General features: G+C 62.6%; 17 protein-coding genes and 2 pseudogenes. 1 reads left to right on the top strand and 18 read right to left on the bottom strand.

Annotated elements, in window-relative coordinates:
- Positions 1–46: 46 nt before the first annotated feature.
- From LQ232_RS20370 to LQ232_RS20290, 18 genes and pseudogenes are all read right to left on the bottom strand, one after another.
- On the bottom strand, positions 47–412 hold the full coding sequence (locus tag LQ232_RS20370; protein ID WP_230182210.1) for a TfoX/Sxy family protein: 366 nt from the start codon (positions 410–412) through the stop codon (positions 47–49).
- 9 nt (positions 413–421) lie between these two features.
- Complete coding sequence (locus LQ232_RS20365) at positions 422–949, bottom strand: hypothetical protein (RefSeq protein ID WP_230182209.1); 528 nt, start codon at positions 947–949, stop codon at positions 422–424.
- A gap of 2 nt (positions 950–951) precedes the next feature.
- The gene (locus LQ232_RS20360) at positions 952–1398 is read right to left on the bottom strand and encodes an SRPBCC family protein (RefSeq protein WP_230182208.1); all 447 of its coding nucleotides are present in this window, start codon (positions 1396–1398) and stop codon (positions 952–954) included.
- Between the two features lie 93 nt (positions 1399–1491).
- The gene (locus LQ232_RS20355; RefSeq protein WP_230182207.1) at positions 1492–2535 is read right to left on the bottom strand and encodes a dienelactone hydrolase; all 1044 of its coding nucleotides are present in this window, start codon (positions 2533–2535) and stop codon (positions 1492–1494) included.
- Positions 2536–2550: 15 nt separating this feature from the next.
- Positions 2551–3393: a DUF2059 domain-containing protein gene (locus LQ232_RS20350; protein WP_230182206.1), complete on the bottom strand. Its 843-nt coding sequence runs from the start codon at positions 3391–3393 to the stop codon at positions 2551–2553.
- 31 nt (positions 3394–3424) lie between these two features.
- Complete coding sequence (locus tag LQ232_RS20345; RefSeq protein ID WP_230182205.1) at positions 3425–3850, bottom strand: hypothetical protein; 426 nt, start codon at positions 3848–3850, stop codon at positions 3425–3427.
- Positions 3847–4257, bottom strand: a complete 411-nt coding sequence (locus LQ232_RS20340) for a PaaI family thioesterase (protein ID WP_230182204.1) — start codon at positions 4255–4257, stop codon at positions 3847–3849. Before LQ232_RS20340 ends, LQ232_RS20345 begins: the two co-directional genes overlap by 4 nt.
- A 30-nt stretch (positions 4258–4287) precedes the next feature.
- Positions 4288–4950 carry a hypothetical protein gene (locus tag LQ232_RS20335; RefSeq protein WP_230182203.1) on the bottom strand — a complete coding sequence of 221 codons (663 nt, stop codon included), beginning with the start codon at positions 4948–4950 and terminating at the stop codon, positions 4288–4290.
- Complete coding sequence (locus LQ232_RS20330; RefSeq protein WP_230182202.1) at positions 4947–5351, bottom strand: GFA family protein; 405 nt, start codon at positions 5349–5351, stop codon at positions 4947–4949. Before LQ232_RS20330 ends, LQ232_RS20335 begins: the two co-directional genes overlap by 4 nt.
- Before the next feature lie 38 nt (positions 5352–5389).
- Positions 5390–5467 (bottom strand): annotated as a pseudogene (locus tag LQ232_RS23715) (DUF2845 domain-containing protein); the annotation flags it as partial.
- A 58-nt stretch (positions 5468–5525) separates the two neighbouring features.
- Positions 5526–5704 (bottom strand): annotated as a pseudogene (locus LQ232_RS20325) (DUF1272 domain-containing protein); the annotation flags it as partial.
- Positions 5705–5761: 57 nt separating this feature from the next.
- Complete coding sequence (locus LQ232_RS20320) at positions 5762–6334, bottom strand: hypothetical protein (protein WP_230182201.1); 573 nt, start codon at positions 6332–6334, stop codon at positions 5762–5764.
- Between the two features lie 83 nt (positions 6335–6417).
- A complete protein-coding gene (locus LQ232_RS20315; RefSeq protein ID WP_230182200.1) occupies positions 6418–6756 on the bottom strand; it encodes a tRNA-binding protein in 339 nt (112 codons plus the stop codon).
- A gap of 236 nt (positions 6757–6992) precedes the next feature.
- Positions 6993–7385, bottom strand: coding sequence for a VOC family protein (locus LQ232_RS20310; protein ID WP_230182199.1), 393 nt, complete (start codon positions 7383–7385; stop codon positions 6993–6995).
- A gap of 15 nt (positions 7386–7400) precedes the next feature.
- Positions 7401–8198: a hypothetical protein gene (locus LQ232_RS20305; RefSeq protein ID WP_230182198.1), complete on the bottom strand. Its 798-nt coding sequence runs from the start codon at positions 8196–8198 to the stop codon at positions 7401–7403.
- 84 nt (positions 8199–8282) lie between these two features.
- Positions 8283–11393 (bottom strand): efflux RND transporter permease subunit, encoded by a 3111-nt coding sequence (locus LQ232_RS20300; protein WP_230182197.1) that lies wholly within the window; start codon positions 11391–11393, stop codon positions 8283–8285.
- On the bottom strand, positions 11390–12538 hold the full coding sequence (locus LQ232_RS20295) for an efflux RND transporter periplasmic adaptor subunit (protein WP_230182196.1): 1149 nt from the start codon (positions 12536–12538) through the stop codon (positions 11390–11392). Before LQ232_RS20295 ends, LQ232_RS20300 begins: the two co-directional genes overlap by 4 nt.
- A gap of 21 nt (positions 12539–12559) precedes the next feature.
- Positions 12560–13249 (bottom strand): CerR family C-terminal domain-containing protein, encoded by a 690-nt coding sequence (locus LQ232_RS20290; protein WP_230182195.1) that lies wholly within the window; start codon positions 13247–13249, stop codon positions 12560–12562.
- Between the two features lie 47 nt (positions 13250–13296).
- On the opposite strand from LQ232_RS20290, the gene LQ232_RS20285 reads away from it, so the two are divergent.
- Positions 13297–14178 carry an alpha/beta fold hydrolase gene (locus LQ232_RS20285; protein ID WP_230182194.1) on the top strand — a complete coding sequence of 294 codons (882 nt, stop codon included), beginning with the start codon at positions 13297–13299 and terminating at the stop codon, positions 14176–14178.
- Positions 14179–14290 lie beyond the last annotated feature (112 nt).

Below are 14290 nucleotides of genomic sequence, written 5' to 3'. Positions count from 1 at the left end.
CGTGATGCCCCAAAGCCCGAGCGCGGTTCACCGCCTCGGGCTTTGTTCATGGGGCCTTGGCTTTGATTGTTTTGCCTTTGGCTGCTTTGGGCTTGGGTGCCTTGGGTTTGGGCAACGGCAAGGCGTCGGCGGTGGCCTGGAACACGCGCTGCAACAGGTGCTGGTCGTCGATCTCATCGCCAAGCCGAAAGTACATCTTGGCGCCTGGGTAAGGTGGGTGCTCGGACACGGTGCCCAGCACGGCCTTGCCTTCGGCCGTGGGTTTGACGAAGAGGTGGTTGTCGCACACGAAGGCGATGACCTTGCCGTCCAGGTAGAGGGCGTACTCGCCAAACATCTTCTTGTGCGAGATGCGGCCACCCAGGTTGGATTGCTCGCAGATGTAGTCGACGAAGCTTTGGTCGGTGGCCATGGACTTGCCTCAGCTTGAGGGTGGGCGCAGCAAGCGCGATTGCGCTGACCGCAAGAGTGCTTCTGAATAGTGGCGATGAAAGCCCTTGAGGGCGTGAAACTCCATGCCGTAGCGGGCTTTCCCTGAACTTCGGTCCACCTTGGGCAGGAAGGCGGAGCCGAAATACAAACGCGTGCCTTCGGGATGGCCGCCCTCACCCGCTTCGCTCATCAACCACGACCGAGTACGGCCCAGGAAATCGCAGAGCAGCAACTGGTTCGCGCTTCGTCCCTCCACGCTCCAGGCCGCAAAGGATTGCGTGTCTCCGGCCGCCAGTTGCCTGGCTTGTTGGTCTGTCGAGGACTTTGAAACCAGTATTGACAGGATGAAGCGCTCAAGCTTGAACAAGCGGGTGGTGTAAAACGCTTCAATGAACTCGGCCTGGGACACGGCACGCGGCAGGTCCACGAAAAAGCAGTCCGTGTACACGCCTTGCTGCTGGTAAGACGCCAGCAGCGCATTCGCGGGTAGCCAGCCTGGCCTGACGGCTCCCATCATGGTCAGCCAGGGATCTCGGGCTCGACCAACTGGATGAGCAAGGTCAGCGACTCTTGCCAGCCCAGGTAGCAGCCTTCGGCGGGGATGATGGCGGGAATGCCTTCTTGCACCACGCTCAGCTCGGTACCGCACGACACGGCCTTCAAGGTGACCGTGGTCTGCATTTCGCCCGGCAGGTTCGGGTCGTCGAACACAGCGGTGTAGCGCAGGCGCTCGTTGGGCACCAGTTCCAGGTACTTGCCGCCAAACGAGTGGCTGTTGCCCGAGCCGAAATTGGTGAACGACATCTTGTAGCCGCCGCCCACCTTGGCGTCCATCTCGTGGACCTTGCCCGTGAAGCCATGCGGGGGCAACCACTTGGCCATGGCATCGGCATTCAGGAAAGCGCGGTAGAGGCGTTCGGGGGTGGTGCGGATGACGCGGTGAAGGCGGACGGTGTTGGTGCTCATTTGATCATTCCTTGGCTTGCAGAGGACGGCCCTCTGACTGTACGACGAAGGGCGATCGTCAAAATCGACCTGTGCCCGATTTAAGGGCTTGCCTCATTGAGCCCCCGGCGGCTTGCCCTGCAAGTTCTTGATAAAAAACTTCACGATCAAGTCGTTGACCTCACGGGTGGTCTGCTCCCGGTTGAATCCTGGCGGATCAGAGATCAGATCGGCCAGCAAGCCACTGCGGTCAGGTGGCAACGGCGACAGCAAGGCGCCATGGCCGCCGTTTTCCAAATCGGCCAGGGATTCGCATTTCTTTTGGCAAGCGCGCAAAACGGCGTCGCTGTGAAACTTCGGGATCAGCCAACGGTCTTTCCGCGCCGAGATGATCCCCAGTCTCGTTTTGGGCTGGCTCAGCGAAGAAAAATCAAAATCCGCCGCAAGCGGTACGCCCGCCACCACGGCCTTGATCCGTGGGTCGGTGTGCTCGTACCAGGTCTCGTCCGTGAATTTCAGGCCGATGACCCAACGCGCCACGGCGGCCTTGATCCCGTCCAAAGGCCCACCGGTCAGGCCGGTGATCAGGCCCACGCAAGTCTGGAAGTCCTCGGCCATGTGGTCCTGGCAATGTTGCCTGAACCTGGCGGGCGACCAACGCCCACCGGCCAATGTCAGGGCCGTGTGCCCGCCAGCGGACATGCCATACATGCCCACACTGTCGAACTGAAGCAGTGGGGCAAACACCGCGCTTCGCGCCATGGCATCAATAGCCTTCGAGACTTCAAGTGGCCTGCGGATCCAGCTGGCGGGCCCCGGCTCGCGGGCATCTTTGTAGTTGTCTTTGTGGTGCTCAGGCATGGCCACCACAAAGCCCGCATTCACCAGCGCACGGGCAAGGTCGAGATACATCCATGGCGATGCTGTCGACCCGTGAGAGATGAGCACCAAAACCCCATTGCCCTTGATGGGCGTGGCATCAACGGCCAGTTGCATCGAGAACTCATCACGCCGCACTTCTTGTTCAGGTGCATTGGTGGGGAAGAACACGGTGACAGGCCCTGCCACCTCAGATGAAGGCCACTCCAAAAGGCCCACCGCTGCCTGCGAGGCCATGCACATGGCCTGAAGCACGAGTGCGGCAATGGCTTTGCGCATGGTCCGTGCTCTCACTCAAAGATTGGCGCTCGACTTGACCGCTGGAATGCTGCGGCCCAAGCCTTGCGCTGCTTCAACAAACGCGCGGTCCATCGCACGCAGAGACACCTCGGTGTAGGCACTCCCTGCCGGGCTCTTCAAAAAGCTGACGTAGCGGCTCAGTGCGTCGTCGTCAAGGCTCTCGTAGGTGGCGGCGAACAAGGCCACCATGGCGCTGTCGAAGTTCTTGACCATTTGCGGCCGTTGTTGCTCAAGCGTGGCACGAAGGTCCTTGACCGTGGTTTTCGCGCCTTTGGGCGCCACCTTGGCCAGGCCCTCCTGAACGCCCACTGCCGTGTTGATCATGATGTCGACGGATGCCTCGGCCGCGCGCGTGACCTTGGCCACCTGCGTCAGGAGCGCTCGTCTGGCTGCCGTGCTGGCGGACAGTACCTTTGTCCCGGCTTGCACACGGGTTTGAAGATCGGCTGTGCCGGTGGACGCGGCCTCTTCAAGCTTGGTGACTGCTTTGCCAGCGGGGCTGTTGTACCAGGCTTCCAAGGCCGCCACATCGGCAGCGGTGAGCTGAGCAGTCAAGACGCGCAAGGCGGTGGCGCGCAAGTGCATCGGCGAATAGGCCGTGACAAATGCCTGGGAGAGGCGCTTGAGTTCTTCTGGCGACAGCTTCGTCCCCGATTGGTCCATGGCGGCGCCCGCCCCGGCCTCCATCTGCGGCGCGATGGAACCCAGCTGTTCCCACAAGCCGGACTTGCGCATGAGCTCCTCGGCCACGGGCTTGGCCACCTGGCACAGCGCCGCGCCATGAAGGCCCAGCAGCACCACTGAAAACGCCAAGGCGCGACTTGATTTCTTGAACATCACATATCCCTTCAGGCACAAGCCAGAAAAATCATTTGGAACAGCCGGGAATGGCCAGGTCGGACAACCAGTAACTGAGCCAGAACAGGGCCGAGATGACCAGAGGGGCCGCCATGGTGGCCGACGCGAAAAAAGCCCAGAAAAACCGCGCTCTTGGTTTGGGCAGCGTTGAATGCTCGTAAAGATGGCTCTGGTAAATGAACAGCAGGTAGGCGATTCGCAGCTCGGCAAAGGTGAACAACACCGACAACACCAACCCACTGATGCCCAGCGGCGGCCTAAGTTGAGGGTAAGCCGCGAAGAACAGCCGGCCTCCTTCTGAAAACGGAAAACTGATCAATCCGCCCAGGATGGCCGAGAACACGGTGAACATGGCGAAGCGCATGTTGCCGTAGTGGGTGACCAGTGGGATCGGGTCGATTTGCTGGTTGATTGTGGTGCTGTGTTCGGTGCTCATGTCGCAGCTCCTGCCACAGCGAACACCGCACTGGCGCGAACGATGCGCTCGGTGCCCACGTGGATGAAGCCATTGGCGAAGGCCAGGCGCGCGCCCTTCTTCTGGACGTCCACGGAGGTCTCAATCCAGTCGCCGATCTTGGCGGTGCCAGTGAAGTCGAGCGTGAGGCTGGCGGTGACGAGGGGGATGGGCGGGTCGGCGGAGAAAGCGGTGGCGTAACCCAGTGCGACGTCGGCGAGGGTGGCCAGGATGCCGCCATGGATGGTGCCCCGGGCGTTGCAGTGCTTGGCCTCAACGCGCAGGCCGATGACAAGCTCAGCGCCTTGGCCTTTGGCATGGATGGGGCCCAGCAGGTCGAGCACGGGGCTGGTGCGTGCCAAGGGGCTGAAGTCCGGGGGGATATCCATGGGCCAACTCGCAGAGGTGACGTTGATGGGCTAGGGCCAGCGCTTTGCTTTGGGCGGGCAGGCCATGGGGCGCGGGGTGTCCGCGTTGAAATCCCGCAAGGCTTGGCGCTCATCGCTTTTTTGGTCGATCGCCCAAAGTATGCCTGCGTCGACGACAATTCTGCGGTCTTGCTGGTCAAGGCCTTCGGCGGACTCATGGCCTGACCTGTCTGGTTGAAGGATGCTGGCGGGCCCGGAATCAGGCCGGCCCAGCGCACCCAGGTTGGGCAGCACCTTGAGGCGCTTGGGCACGTGGTCGGGATGGGGTACGGGGACATGGTTGGCCCCCAGCACCAGCGTGCGCGCGTCGGTGAAATGGCCGCCTCCACCCCAGGTTCCCAACCAGGGCCACAGTGCCAGCGCGGTGAGGTAAGGCGGCCGGCTCACGGCAGTGAACTCTCGGCGGTGGCCACTGGCCTGGTCCACATGGCCGCGCTTGTAGGCGAAATAGACCATCAACTCGCCCCGCGGGGACAAGGCGCAACGCTCCGGGTAGAGCTTGCCGTGGAACCACTGCCCGGGCTCGAACTCATCGGTCAAGGTGTTCCACCGCACGACCTGGACCCAATGCGTGGGCCCCCGCCTCAGCACCACGGCCACCGGCGCGTGCGAGGCGAAGATCACCGACAAGCGGCAAGGTGGCGGCGGTGTCACGCGCGCCCTGCGGGGTATTGCCGCAGGCCATCGGCCAGGCTGGTGTCCCAATCCGCTTTGGAGGCGACATAGGAGTGAAACTGCGGTCTCAGAGATGGGGCTTCGTCCAGTGTGCCCAAGCGGAGGTGGATCATGCCGCGTTGGGTCTTGGCCGCATAGAGGCTGGAGCCACAGGTACCGCAAAAGGCCAGCGTCGTGTTCTCGGTTTTGACGTATTGCTTGACAGCATCGAGCCCCGCGGTGAAGCGGAACTCGTCGCTCGGGATGCCCGCCATGGCGGACGAGGCGGAACCCGAGAAGCGCCGGCAATCAGCGCAATGGCAGAAGCCCGAGTATTTGAAGTTGTCGTTGACCTCGTAGCGCACGACGCCGCAGAGGCATTGGCCTGAGAGTTTTTTCATGGGGCAATGCTTTGGTGGAGAGCCACTCGCTCATACCATTATTTACTAACAGGTTCACCACACTTTAAGACGGCCGAGGCATTGGAATTGCCCAGTTTGACCACATCGTTTTTACAACGAAATGAACGTGTGTCAGCAAGAGCAATGGAAGAGGCCATGCATGCGACGAGCGCATCTTGATGGGCGGATCGGTCTGGGTGAGAAACCCCGCCGTAGTTTGGACAAACGTTGCCAAGAACCGAAGCAACGCAGTTTGCACAGAAAGTGCATTCAAAACTGCAGATTCTTGCTTCGGTTGAGCTCGGCAAGAGGCGGGTGTTGCAATGCTCGCAAGTTGGGCGAAGTTCTAGCATGTCGAATCTCCCAAAGATTTAGAGGCATCAGCTTGACCACCGCCCGTTTCTGCGAGGCTACTTGGCCCCGCCAAGGTCCATGAAGATGTTCGATGCGATGGAGTCGACCTGTTGAGGTGTCATCTTCGCGAAGATGCCGCCCCAAGCGCTGGACGAAGTGTTGTACCGCTGCTCGCCAAAAGCGGCGCCGTCGCGAAGACTGGAGAACTTCACCTTGGCGTCAATGAACGCGTTTCCTGTCATGGCGCCAAAGAAGATTCGGGCGCCAATGCCAACAATGCGGTAGTCGGCCACATCCACAAGGAGGATCGTTCCGTCTTCGCCAGTCGGGCTAGGCGCAGCATCAGAAAAACTGTAGGCGACTGAAGCCTCACTGGCGTGCTCAGCGAATGTCTCACGCCACTCGCGCTTGAATTCGCCCCAGTCCTTGGACTCGGTGATGGCCTTGGGCCCGGTCAGCGCAAGCACGACCTTGCGCTTCGCTGCAGCTGGCACAGCAACCGCAGCCGCGATCGGAGGCGTATCAGCTGTATCCGCCGCCTGCGTGCGGTCTGTACTCGTTGGCGAAGAGGCGCAGCCTGTGATCAGGAGCGAGGCTGCAAGTGATGAAGCAAAGAAGATTCGTTTCATGAAGCGGGTTTTCTGGAGGGTGGAGGTAATGAGGCGGGTATTGTTAGCCTAACGCCAAAGTTAGCCGACCAAAAATGGAGCACTCACAAAAGTTTGGTGCCGAGCGGCACGGCTTTGTCGGGCACGCACAGCGCGACCTCGCCGTGCTCATTGTGGAAACCTGTGACCAGGCACTCGGACACCAGTGGGCCGATCTGCTTTTTGGGGAAGTTGATGACCGCAACCACCAGTTTGCCGACCAGGTCTTCAGGCTGGTAGAGGCGGGTGATCTGGGCGCTTGATTTCTTGACGCCGAGTTCGGGGCCGAAGTCGACGTGCAGCTTGTAGGCAGGCTTACGAGCCTCGGGGAAAGCTTCAGCAGCAACGATGCGGCCGACTCGCAGTTCGACCTTGGTGAAGTCGGTCCAGGTGATTTCTTGCATGGGAGTTTGCTCAGCGTCGTGGGGTAGATGCGATCCTGAGGTCGATTTTCCACTGGCATGAATGGTCAGTGATCACCGTCCTGGACAAGATGGTGCCACTGGAAGTCAGACCTGCGGCCCATCAGTTGGCGCAGGCGAACAGCGCGGGCCCAGCCAGTCGAAGCTGACGAGATCGCACTGCGCTTCGGCCAAGTCCAGGCCCGAATGCACGATCTGCGGGTTTCGGCGGCACACCATCACCCAGGTTGATGACAAGCCACGGCCAGCTTGTTGCCATCCGGGTCTCTGAAATACGCACCGTAATAGTGGGCGTGGTACTCAGGCCGCAAGCCGGGCGGGCCCTCGCAGGTGCCGCCATGGGCCAGGGCGACCGCGTGCGCGGCATCGACCTGCGAGCGGCTTTGCGCTAGAAACGCCACCATCTGCCCATTGCCCGCTTGGTGCGCCTGCTGGTTGTGGGGCCGGCCGATCAAGAACAAGGGCCGGGGATCAGGCGACGATTGCCAACCAGCCCACGGGCGGTCCTGCTCCACAAAACGGCACTGGATGCCCAGCACCTTCATGACGGGCTGGTAGAACGCCAAGGCGCGCTCGAAGTCAGAGATACCCACCATCACGTGCGAAAACATGGACTGCCCCTCTACTCAGGGTTTGATGACCGCAGCCTCGTCCGGCAGGGCCGAGGGAAGCACCAGCACCACCTTGGCCGACATGTCCTGCAGCGCGCTCCGGAACTTCGCGTCCTTCGACAGGGGGTGGTGCACGATCTTGCCCACATCCATGTTGATCAGGCCCGCCACGATCAGCCCTCCGAGAGCGCCCCCGACAGCCCCGGCGCCAGCGGCCTGCCCGTAGCTCATGGAGCTGTTCGACGAAACAGACCGGCCGGCCACCCCGCCCGCCGTGCCACCGATCAGCCCCCCGGTGGCGAAAGCCACGGCGCTGACACCCTTGGCGTCAGGATCCTTGACCAATTGCGCGGTCTGACAGCTGGCCGCTTCGGGCAGCGGGACCACGGGGGCTTCCTGGGTCGAGAAGTAGGTGTAGAGGTGTGCTGGCGTGCCTGGCGTCTTGGAAACCCAGATGCCGCCATCGAAGACCCTGGGCATCAAAGGCGCGGGTGGCGCATCTGCCTTGACCGACTCTGGCGCGATGTAAATGCCGCCGGGGGGCGCCCGGTAGTAGGTGCCTTCGGCGTTCTCTCGCTCTGCTACGTAAGGGCCCTGCGCCAACTTGGTCACCCAAGGGATGTCAAGCAGGCCCCTGACCTCGTGGGCCTCGACGACCTGGGGCACCTCAAAGCAGCTGAGTTTCGCCGGCCGGCTCAGATCCTCGGGTTTGACCATCGTCGCGCAGCCGGCAAGCACAAGCGTGGCCAGGGGCACGCCCAGGCAACAGCTTCGCTTCAATGCGGCCTGAACAGGCCATCGTCCATGCTTCATCAAAAATCCTCCCTGACAAGGGCCGCCATCCTGACAACAACGTCCGGCGCCCTCGTTCGGGTGGAATTCTAAGGTGCCTGAGGCTCACACCTCTTGCTCGATCGCTTTCAAAGGCGGTGCTGATGACGATGCGGTTCCACGCCGCAGGTGCATCCACTCCTTGGTGCGCCGGATCAAGCCATCTACCAATGTGAACACCACCGGGATCACCAGCAGGCTCAAGAAGGTGGAAGTGATCAGGCCGCCAATCACCACGATGGCCATCGGTGCGCGAAAGCTCGGGTCCACGCCGATGCCCAGGGCAATGGGCAGCATGCCCGCCCCCATCGCGATGGTGGTCATGATGATGGGCTGGGCGCGCTTGCGGCACGCATCCACCACCGCTTCCCAGCGCGACAAGCCATGCTCGTTGCGCGCGATGAGCACGTAGTCCACCAGCAGGATCGAGTTCTTGGTGGCGATGCCCATCAGCATGATCAGGCCGATCATGGACGGCATGGACAGCGCCGTCTGCGTGACAAACAGCGCCACGAAGGCCCCAGGGATGGACAGCACCAGCGCCATCAGGATGGTCACGGGCTGCACAAAGTCCTTGAACAGCAGCACCAGCACCACGTAGATGCACAGCACGCCGGTCAGCATGGCCAGGCCGAAGCTGGCGAACAGCTCGGCCATGGCTTCTGCATCGCCCACCGTGGTCTGCGTGATGCCCGGTGGCAGTTTTTGCAGGCTGGGCAAGGCCAGGGCTTTTTTCTCGACGTCACCCAGCGGTTGCTGGTTCAGCTCGATCTCGAAGTTGATGTTGCGCTGGCGGTCATAACGGTCGATCTGGGCGGGGCCGCTGGCCATGGTCAGCGTGGCCACATTGCCCAGGGGCACGGGGCCACGCGCGCCCGGCACGGGCAGGCGCGAGATCAACTCCAGGTCGCCCTTGGCCTCGTCGGGCAAGCGAACCACCACAGGCACCTGGCGTTGCGACAGGTTCAGCTTGGGCAGGCCTTGCTCGTAATCGCCCAGGGTGGCAATGCGCAAGGTGTCGGCGATGGCGCTGGTGCTCACGCCCAGGTCGGCCGCCTTGGCGGCATCGGGCCGCACGATCAGCTCAGGTCGCACCAGGCTGGAGGTGGACGTGACGTTGCCGATGCCGGGGATGGTGCGAAGCTGGCGCTCAACCACCGAGGCATGCTCGGACAAGGCGCGGCCATCTTCACCGGCCAGCACCAGCACGTACTTCTCGGCCGAACCGCCAAAGCCCACGTTCACGCGCGCGCCAGGCAAGGCCTCCAGGGCCGCGCGCAGTTGCTGCTCGATGTGCTGCTTGCTGATACCGGGCCGGTCTTGCCGCCGCGTCATGTTGATGGTGAGCGTGGCCTTGCGCACTTCGGCCGCACCTTGCGGCATGAAGGGATCGCTGCCCGAGGCACCACCACCAATGGCCGTGTAGACCAGCTTGACGTGCTCGTTCTTCGAGACGATTTGCCGGGCCTGCTCGGCCAGCTTGTAGGTCTGCTCAAAGTTGCTGCCAGGGGGCAGCGACAGCGACACCTGCGTTTGCGACAAATCATCGGGCGGGATGAAACCGGTGGGCAAACGCCCTGCCAGCATGAACGATCCCACCATGAACACGAACACCACCAGCAAGGTCAGGACGCGGTGCTTCAGGCACCAACGCGCCCAGCCCAGGTACATGCCCATCCACTTGGGTTCGTGGTGCTCTTCCTTGGGCGCCTTCAAAAAGTAGGCCGCCATCATGGGGGTCAGCATGCGCGCCACCACGAGTGAGAAGAACACGGCAATGGCCGCCGTCCAGCCGAACTGCACGAAGAACTTGCCGGGCACGCCGCCCATGAAGGCCGTGGGCAGGAACACCGCGATCAGCGTGAAGGTGGTCGCGATCACGGCCATGCCGATTTCATCAGCGGCTTCGGTGGCGGCCTGCAATGGCGTCTTGCCCATGCGCAGGTGGCGCATGATGTTCTCGATCTCGACGATGGCATCGTCCACCAGGATGCCCACCACCAATGACAGCGACAGCAGCGACACGGTGTTGACGCTGAAGCCCAGCAAGTTCATCACGCCAAAGGCCGGGATCACCGACAGGGGCAAGGCGGTGGCGGCCACCAGCGTGGCGCGCCAATCGCGCAAAAACAGCCACACCACGATCACGGCCAGGATGGCGCCTTCGTACAGCAAGGTCATCGAGCCGTGGTAATTCTCCTCCACCGGGTCCACAAAATTGAAAGCCTCGGTGATGACGATGTCGGGGTTCTTGGCTTTGACTTCTTCCAGCGCCTTGCGCACCCCTTGGGCCACGTCCACTTCGCCCGCCAAGCGCGCGCGCGTGATCTCGAAGCCCACCACGCGCTCGCCATTGAGCAGCGCCGCCGAGCGCTGCTCGGCCGTGGTGTCGCTCACCTTGGCGATCTGGTCCAGGCGCACATGGCGGCCATCAGACAGGGTGATGTCCATGGCGGCCAGCTCGGCGGCCGATTGAACCGTGGCCACGGTGCGCACCGATTGCTCGGCGCCGCCCACGTCCACCCGGCCACCCGAGGCTTCTTGCTGGATGCTGCGCAACTGGCGCGACACATCAGCCGCCGACACGTTGAGCGCCAGCAAACGCGCCGGGTCCAGCTCAACGCGCACTTCGCGAGTCACGCCGCCCACACGCGCCACCGCCCCCACGCCCTTGACGGCCAGCATGCGCTTGGTCACGTCGTTGTCCACAAACCAGGACAAGGCCTCGTCGTCCATCCGCTTGGAGGCGACGGTGTAGGTCAAGATCGGCGCGCCCGACAGGTTCATCTTGGAGATGACGGGATCACGCAGATCACCCGGCAGATCGGAGCGCACGCGCGAGACCGCATCGCGCACATCGTCCACGGCCTCTTGCGTGGGCTTTTCAAGGCGGAACTCGACCGTGACGATCACGCTGCCGTCTTGCACCTTGGTGTAGATGTGCTTGATGCCCTGCAAGGTGGCGATCGAGTTCTCAAGCTTGCGCGCCACTTCCGTTTCCAGCTGCGCGGGCGCGGCGCCTGGCAAAGCCGCCGTCACCGTGACGGTGGGCAAGTCGATGTCGGGGAAGCTCTGGATCTTCATCCCCGAAAAGCCCATCAGGCCCACCACGGTGAGCATCATGAACAGCAGGATCGCCGGGATCGGGTTTCGGATCGACCAAGTTGAGACGTTCATGACTGGCCTTTCACGATCCGCACGGTGTCACCATCGGTCAGGAAGCCCACGCCAGAGGCCACCACTTGCGTGTCGGCCTTCAGGCCCTTGGTGATCTCGATGCGGTTGGCCCGGCGGCGGCCCACGTCAACCTTCACCTGGCTGACCACGCCCTGATCGTTCACCGTGAAGACGTAGCTGAAGCCATCGCGCAGCAAGACCGCGCTTTGTGGCAAGGACAGGCCGGCGGCTTGGCCGGTTTCAAAGCGGCCGTTGGCGAACATGCCGGCGCGGGCGCCCGCGTTGACCGCGCTGGCAGGCAAGTCCACATACACCAGGCCATTGCGGGTGCCGGCATCCACCGTGGGCGCGACAGTGCGCACCACGCCCTGAACGGCCGAACCGCCGGGTGGCGTGGCCCAGGCAGGCATGCCAGGCTTGACCTGAACCAAGTCGGCTGAAGGCAGCTCGGCGCGCCACTCCAGGCGGCCTTGGCGGATCAGGCGGAACATCTCCTGGCCGGGTTGCGCCATCGAGCCCACGGAGGCCACGCGGGCTGAGATGACGCCATCGTCAGGTGCCACCACAGTGGTCTGGCGCAGGCGCAGTTCATCGGCGGCGAGGCGGGCTTTCAAGGATTCCATGCGGGCCTGCGCGGTGGCTTCGGCGGTGAGGTCGCGCTGCGCTTCCTGGGCGCTGATGGCGCCACTGCCCCGCAAGGACCGCGACCGGTCGGCGTTGCTCTTGGCCTCGGCCAGCAAGGCTTGCGCCTCGGCCAGGTTGGCACGTGCCGTGTTGACATCGGCCTGCACGGCTTCGTTCTGCAAAGTGGCCAGTGGCTGACCACGTTTGACGCGGTCACCCACGTTGACCAGCACCGTGGCCACGCGCAAGCCCGACAGCTCGGCGCCGATGATGGCTTCCTGCCAGGCAGCGATCGAGCCATTGGCCGTGAGCGTGGACGGCCATTGCGCCGACTGAGGCGAGACCACCTGCACACTCAGGGCGGGCTTGACGTGGCGCGAAGCAGCGGGGGCCGCCGCCGCGGCCTTGCCCGCATCACCCGCCGGCGCGGCGGATTTGCCGTGCCACCACCACGCTCCAGCCACAACCACCACGGCGGCCACAGCCACCCATTTGCCGTTTTTCATCAACCAGTTCGACATGTTTTTCCTCGGATTTTCTTATCAGCGGGCCGCTGCGCGCACACCGCGCTCGTGGCCCACCAGGGCAACACCATAGCCCACCAAACGGTTCAACACTTGGCGCACCGCCTCGTCTCCTTCGAGCAAGGCCGGCGCCAGCACACTCATGAATTCACGCGACAAGCTGTAGTCATGCACCATGGCCAGCAAGGCAAACGCGAGGTGGTGCAAGGCATCGTCGGGCTCGGTGGCACCCACGTGCCGCGCCAGCAACATCACCACCCGCTGGTGGTGAGGCTGGATGTACTGAGCGATGACTTCTTTGTAGGCCGCGCTGGGCTCCACCATCTCACGCAGGTGCAGCTTCATGCCGCATTCGGCGTTCGCATCCGCTTGGGCGCCATGGCTCAATGGACACAAAAAGGCCGACATCAAACACCGCAGCGCTTCGTCCAATGGCAAGGCGGGGTCATCAAAATTGGCGAACTCCGAGGTCAAGGCCTCGATGGGCCGCAATAGAACGGCGCGGTACAAACCGGCCTTGTCGCCAAAGTAGTAATGGATGGAGGCCACATTGGTACCGGCCGCCTGGCAGATCTCCCGGGTCGAGGCCTTGGCGAAACCTTTGTCGGCAAAGATGCGCATGGCCTCGTGCAGCAGGCGCTCACGGGCCCGGGCGCCACGCTCCGGGGGCTCCAATTGATTCAAATCAAGCGCTTGATTGATTTTCATGCGAGCATGCTAACCCACCGTGCCACTTTCACCTTTGCCAAGTTCACATGCAGTTGATTCCTTGGGTTTACACCGGTCGAGAAGGGTTTGCTTTGCGAGGCTGGCACACCCGGCCCACCGGCAAGCCGCTGCTGCACTTCATCCACGGCAATGGTTTTTGCGGGCGCGCCTACGAGCCTTTGCTGGCCGAACTGGCGCCCGATTTCGACCTGTGGCTGAGCGATGCCCAGGGCCACGGTGACAGCGACCATGGCGGCCACTTCGTGGGATGGAACCGCAGCGCCGAACTGGCCGTCGAGGCCATGAACGCCCATTTGCCCTTGTACAAGCAGGTGCGCCGATATGCCGTGGGGCACAGCTTTGGTGGCGTGTTGACCAGCCTGACCCTGGCCCAGCACCCGGGTTTGTTCGAACGGGCCGTGTTGCTGGACCCGGTGATCATGCCCGCGCCCATGCTGTGGGCCGCCCAAATGGCCCAGTGGACGGGGCTGGCCAGCCACAGCGAACTGGCCCGCAAAGCGCGCGCCCGCCGACACCATTGGCCAGACAAAGCCGCTGCTTTCGCAGCCCTGCAAGGCCGGGGCGTTTACAAAAACTGGACGGGGCCGGCCCTGCAAGCCTTCGTTGACCACGCATTGCGCCCGTCGGCCGAGGGCGGCATGGAACTGAAATGCTCACCGCAAAGGGAGTCCGAGGTTTTCAGCTCCGTTGCTGATGGCTTGTGGGGCGCCCTGAACGGAATCAAAACCCCGGTTCAGGTGATTCATGCCGACCAGACATTTCCATTCATCGCGGCATCCGTGCAACAGTGGAAAGCCATTAATCCGCACGTCAGTGACATTCAAACTCCGGGCGGGCACTGTTTCATGCAGGAAACACCTCTTCAAACCGCCCAAATGGTGAAAAGGTACTTGATGGCACAGTTTTAGGGGATGGTATGCATAACCCTCACTGTCGTATGATTTTCAGGATACCCCTTGAAACAAATTCGCCCCCACCAGTCGACTGGGTTTCATGGTCACACAAGAAATATCCAGCAGG

It is taken from the genome of Aquabacterium sp. CECT 9606 (assembly GCF_918741295.1).
GTDB lineage: Bacteria > Pseudomonadota > Gammaproteobacteria > Burkholderiales > Burkholderiaceae_C > Aquabacterium.
The sequence above is the reverse complement of the archived record's forward strand: the minus strand, read 5'-3'. Positions and strand labels throughout refer to the sequence as shown.

What these genes read in the sequence shown, in the direction of transcription:
- LQ232_RS20370 (WP_230182210.1), bottom strand. Translation starts at nt 412, where the DNA reads ATGGCCACCGACCAAAGCTTCGTCGACTACATCTGCGAGCAATCCAAC.
- LQ232_RS20365 (WP_230182209.1), bottom strand. Translation starts at nt 949, where the DNA reads ATGATGGGAGCCGTCAGGCCAGGCTGGCTACCCGCGAATGCGCTGCTG.
- LQ232_RS20360 (WP_230182208.1), bottom strand. Translation starts at nt 1,398, where the DNA reads ATGAGCACCAACACCGTCCGCCTTCACCGCGTCATCCGCACCACCCCC.
- LQ232_RS20355 (WP_230182207.1), bottom strand. Translation starts at nt 2,535, where the DNA reads ATGCGCAAAGCCATTGCCGCACTCGTGCTTCAGGCCATGTGCATGGCC.
- LQ232_RS20350 (WP_230182206.1), bottom strand. Translation starts at nt 3,393, where the DNA reads ATGTTCAAGAAATCAAGTCGCGCCTTGGCGTTTTCAGTGGTGCTGCTG.
- LQ232_RS20345 (WP_230182205.1), bottom strand. Translation starts at nt 3,850, where the DNA reads ATGAGCACCGAACACAGCACCACAATCAACCAGCAAATCGACCCGATC.
- LQ232_RS20340 (WP_230182204.1), bottom strand. Translation starts at nt 4,257, where the DNA reads ATGGATATCCCCCCGGACTTCAGCCCCTTGGCACGCACCAGCCCCGTG.
- LQ232_RS20330 (WP_230182202.1), bottom strand. Translation starts at nt 5,351, where the DNA reads ATGAAAAAACTCTCAGGCCAATGCCTCTGCGGCGTCGTGCGCTACGAG.
- LQ232_RS20320 (WP_230182201.1), bottom strand. Translation starts at nt 6,334, where the DNA reads ATGAAACGAATCTTCTTTGCTTCATCACTTGCAGCCTCGCTCCTGATC.
- LQ232_RS20315 (WP_230182200.1), bottom strand. Translation starts at nt 6,756, where the DNA reads ATGCAAGAAATCACCTGGACCGACTTCACCAAGGTCGAACTGCGAGTC.
- LQ232_RS20310 (WP_230182199.1), bottom strand. Translation starts at nt 7,385, where the DNA reads ATGTTTTCGCACGTGATGGTGGGTATCTCTGACTTCGAGCGCGCCTTG.
- LQ232_RS20305 (WP_230182198.1), bottom strand. Translation starts at nt 8,198, where the DNA reads ATGAAGCATGGACGATGGCCTGTTCAGGCCGCATTGAAGCGAAGCTGT.
- LQ232_RS20300 (WP_230182197.1), bottom strand. Translation starts at nt 11,393, where the DNA reads ATGAACGTCTCAACTTGGTCGATCCGAAACCCGATCCCGGCGATCCTG.
- LQ232_RS20295 (WP_230182196.1), bottom strand. Translation starts at nt 12,538, where the DNA reads ATGTCGAACTGGTTGATGAAAAACGGCAAATGGGTGGCTGTGGCCGCC.
- LQ232_RS20290 (WP_230182195.1), bottom strand. Translation starts at nt 13,249, where the DNA reads ATGAAAATCAATCAAGCGCTTGATTTGAATCAATTGGAGCCCCCGGAG.
- LQ232_RS20285 (WP_230182194.1), top strand. Translation starts at nt 13,297, where the DNA reads ATGCAGTTGATTCCTTGGGTTTACACCGGTCGAGAAGGGTTTGCTTTG.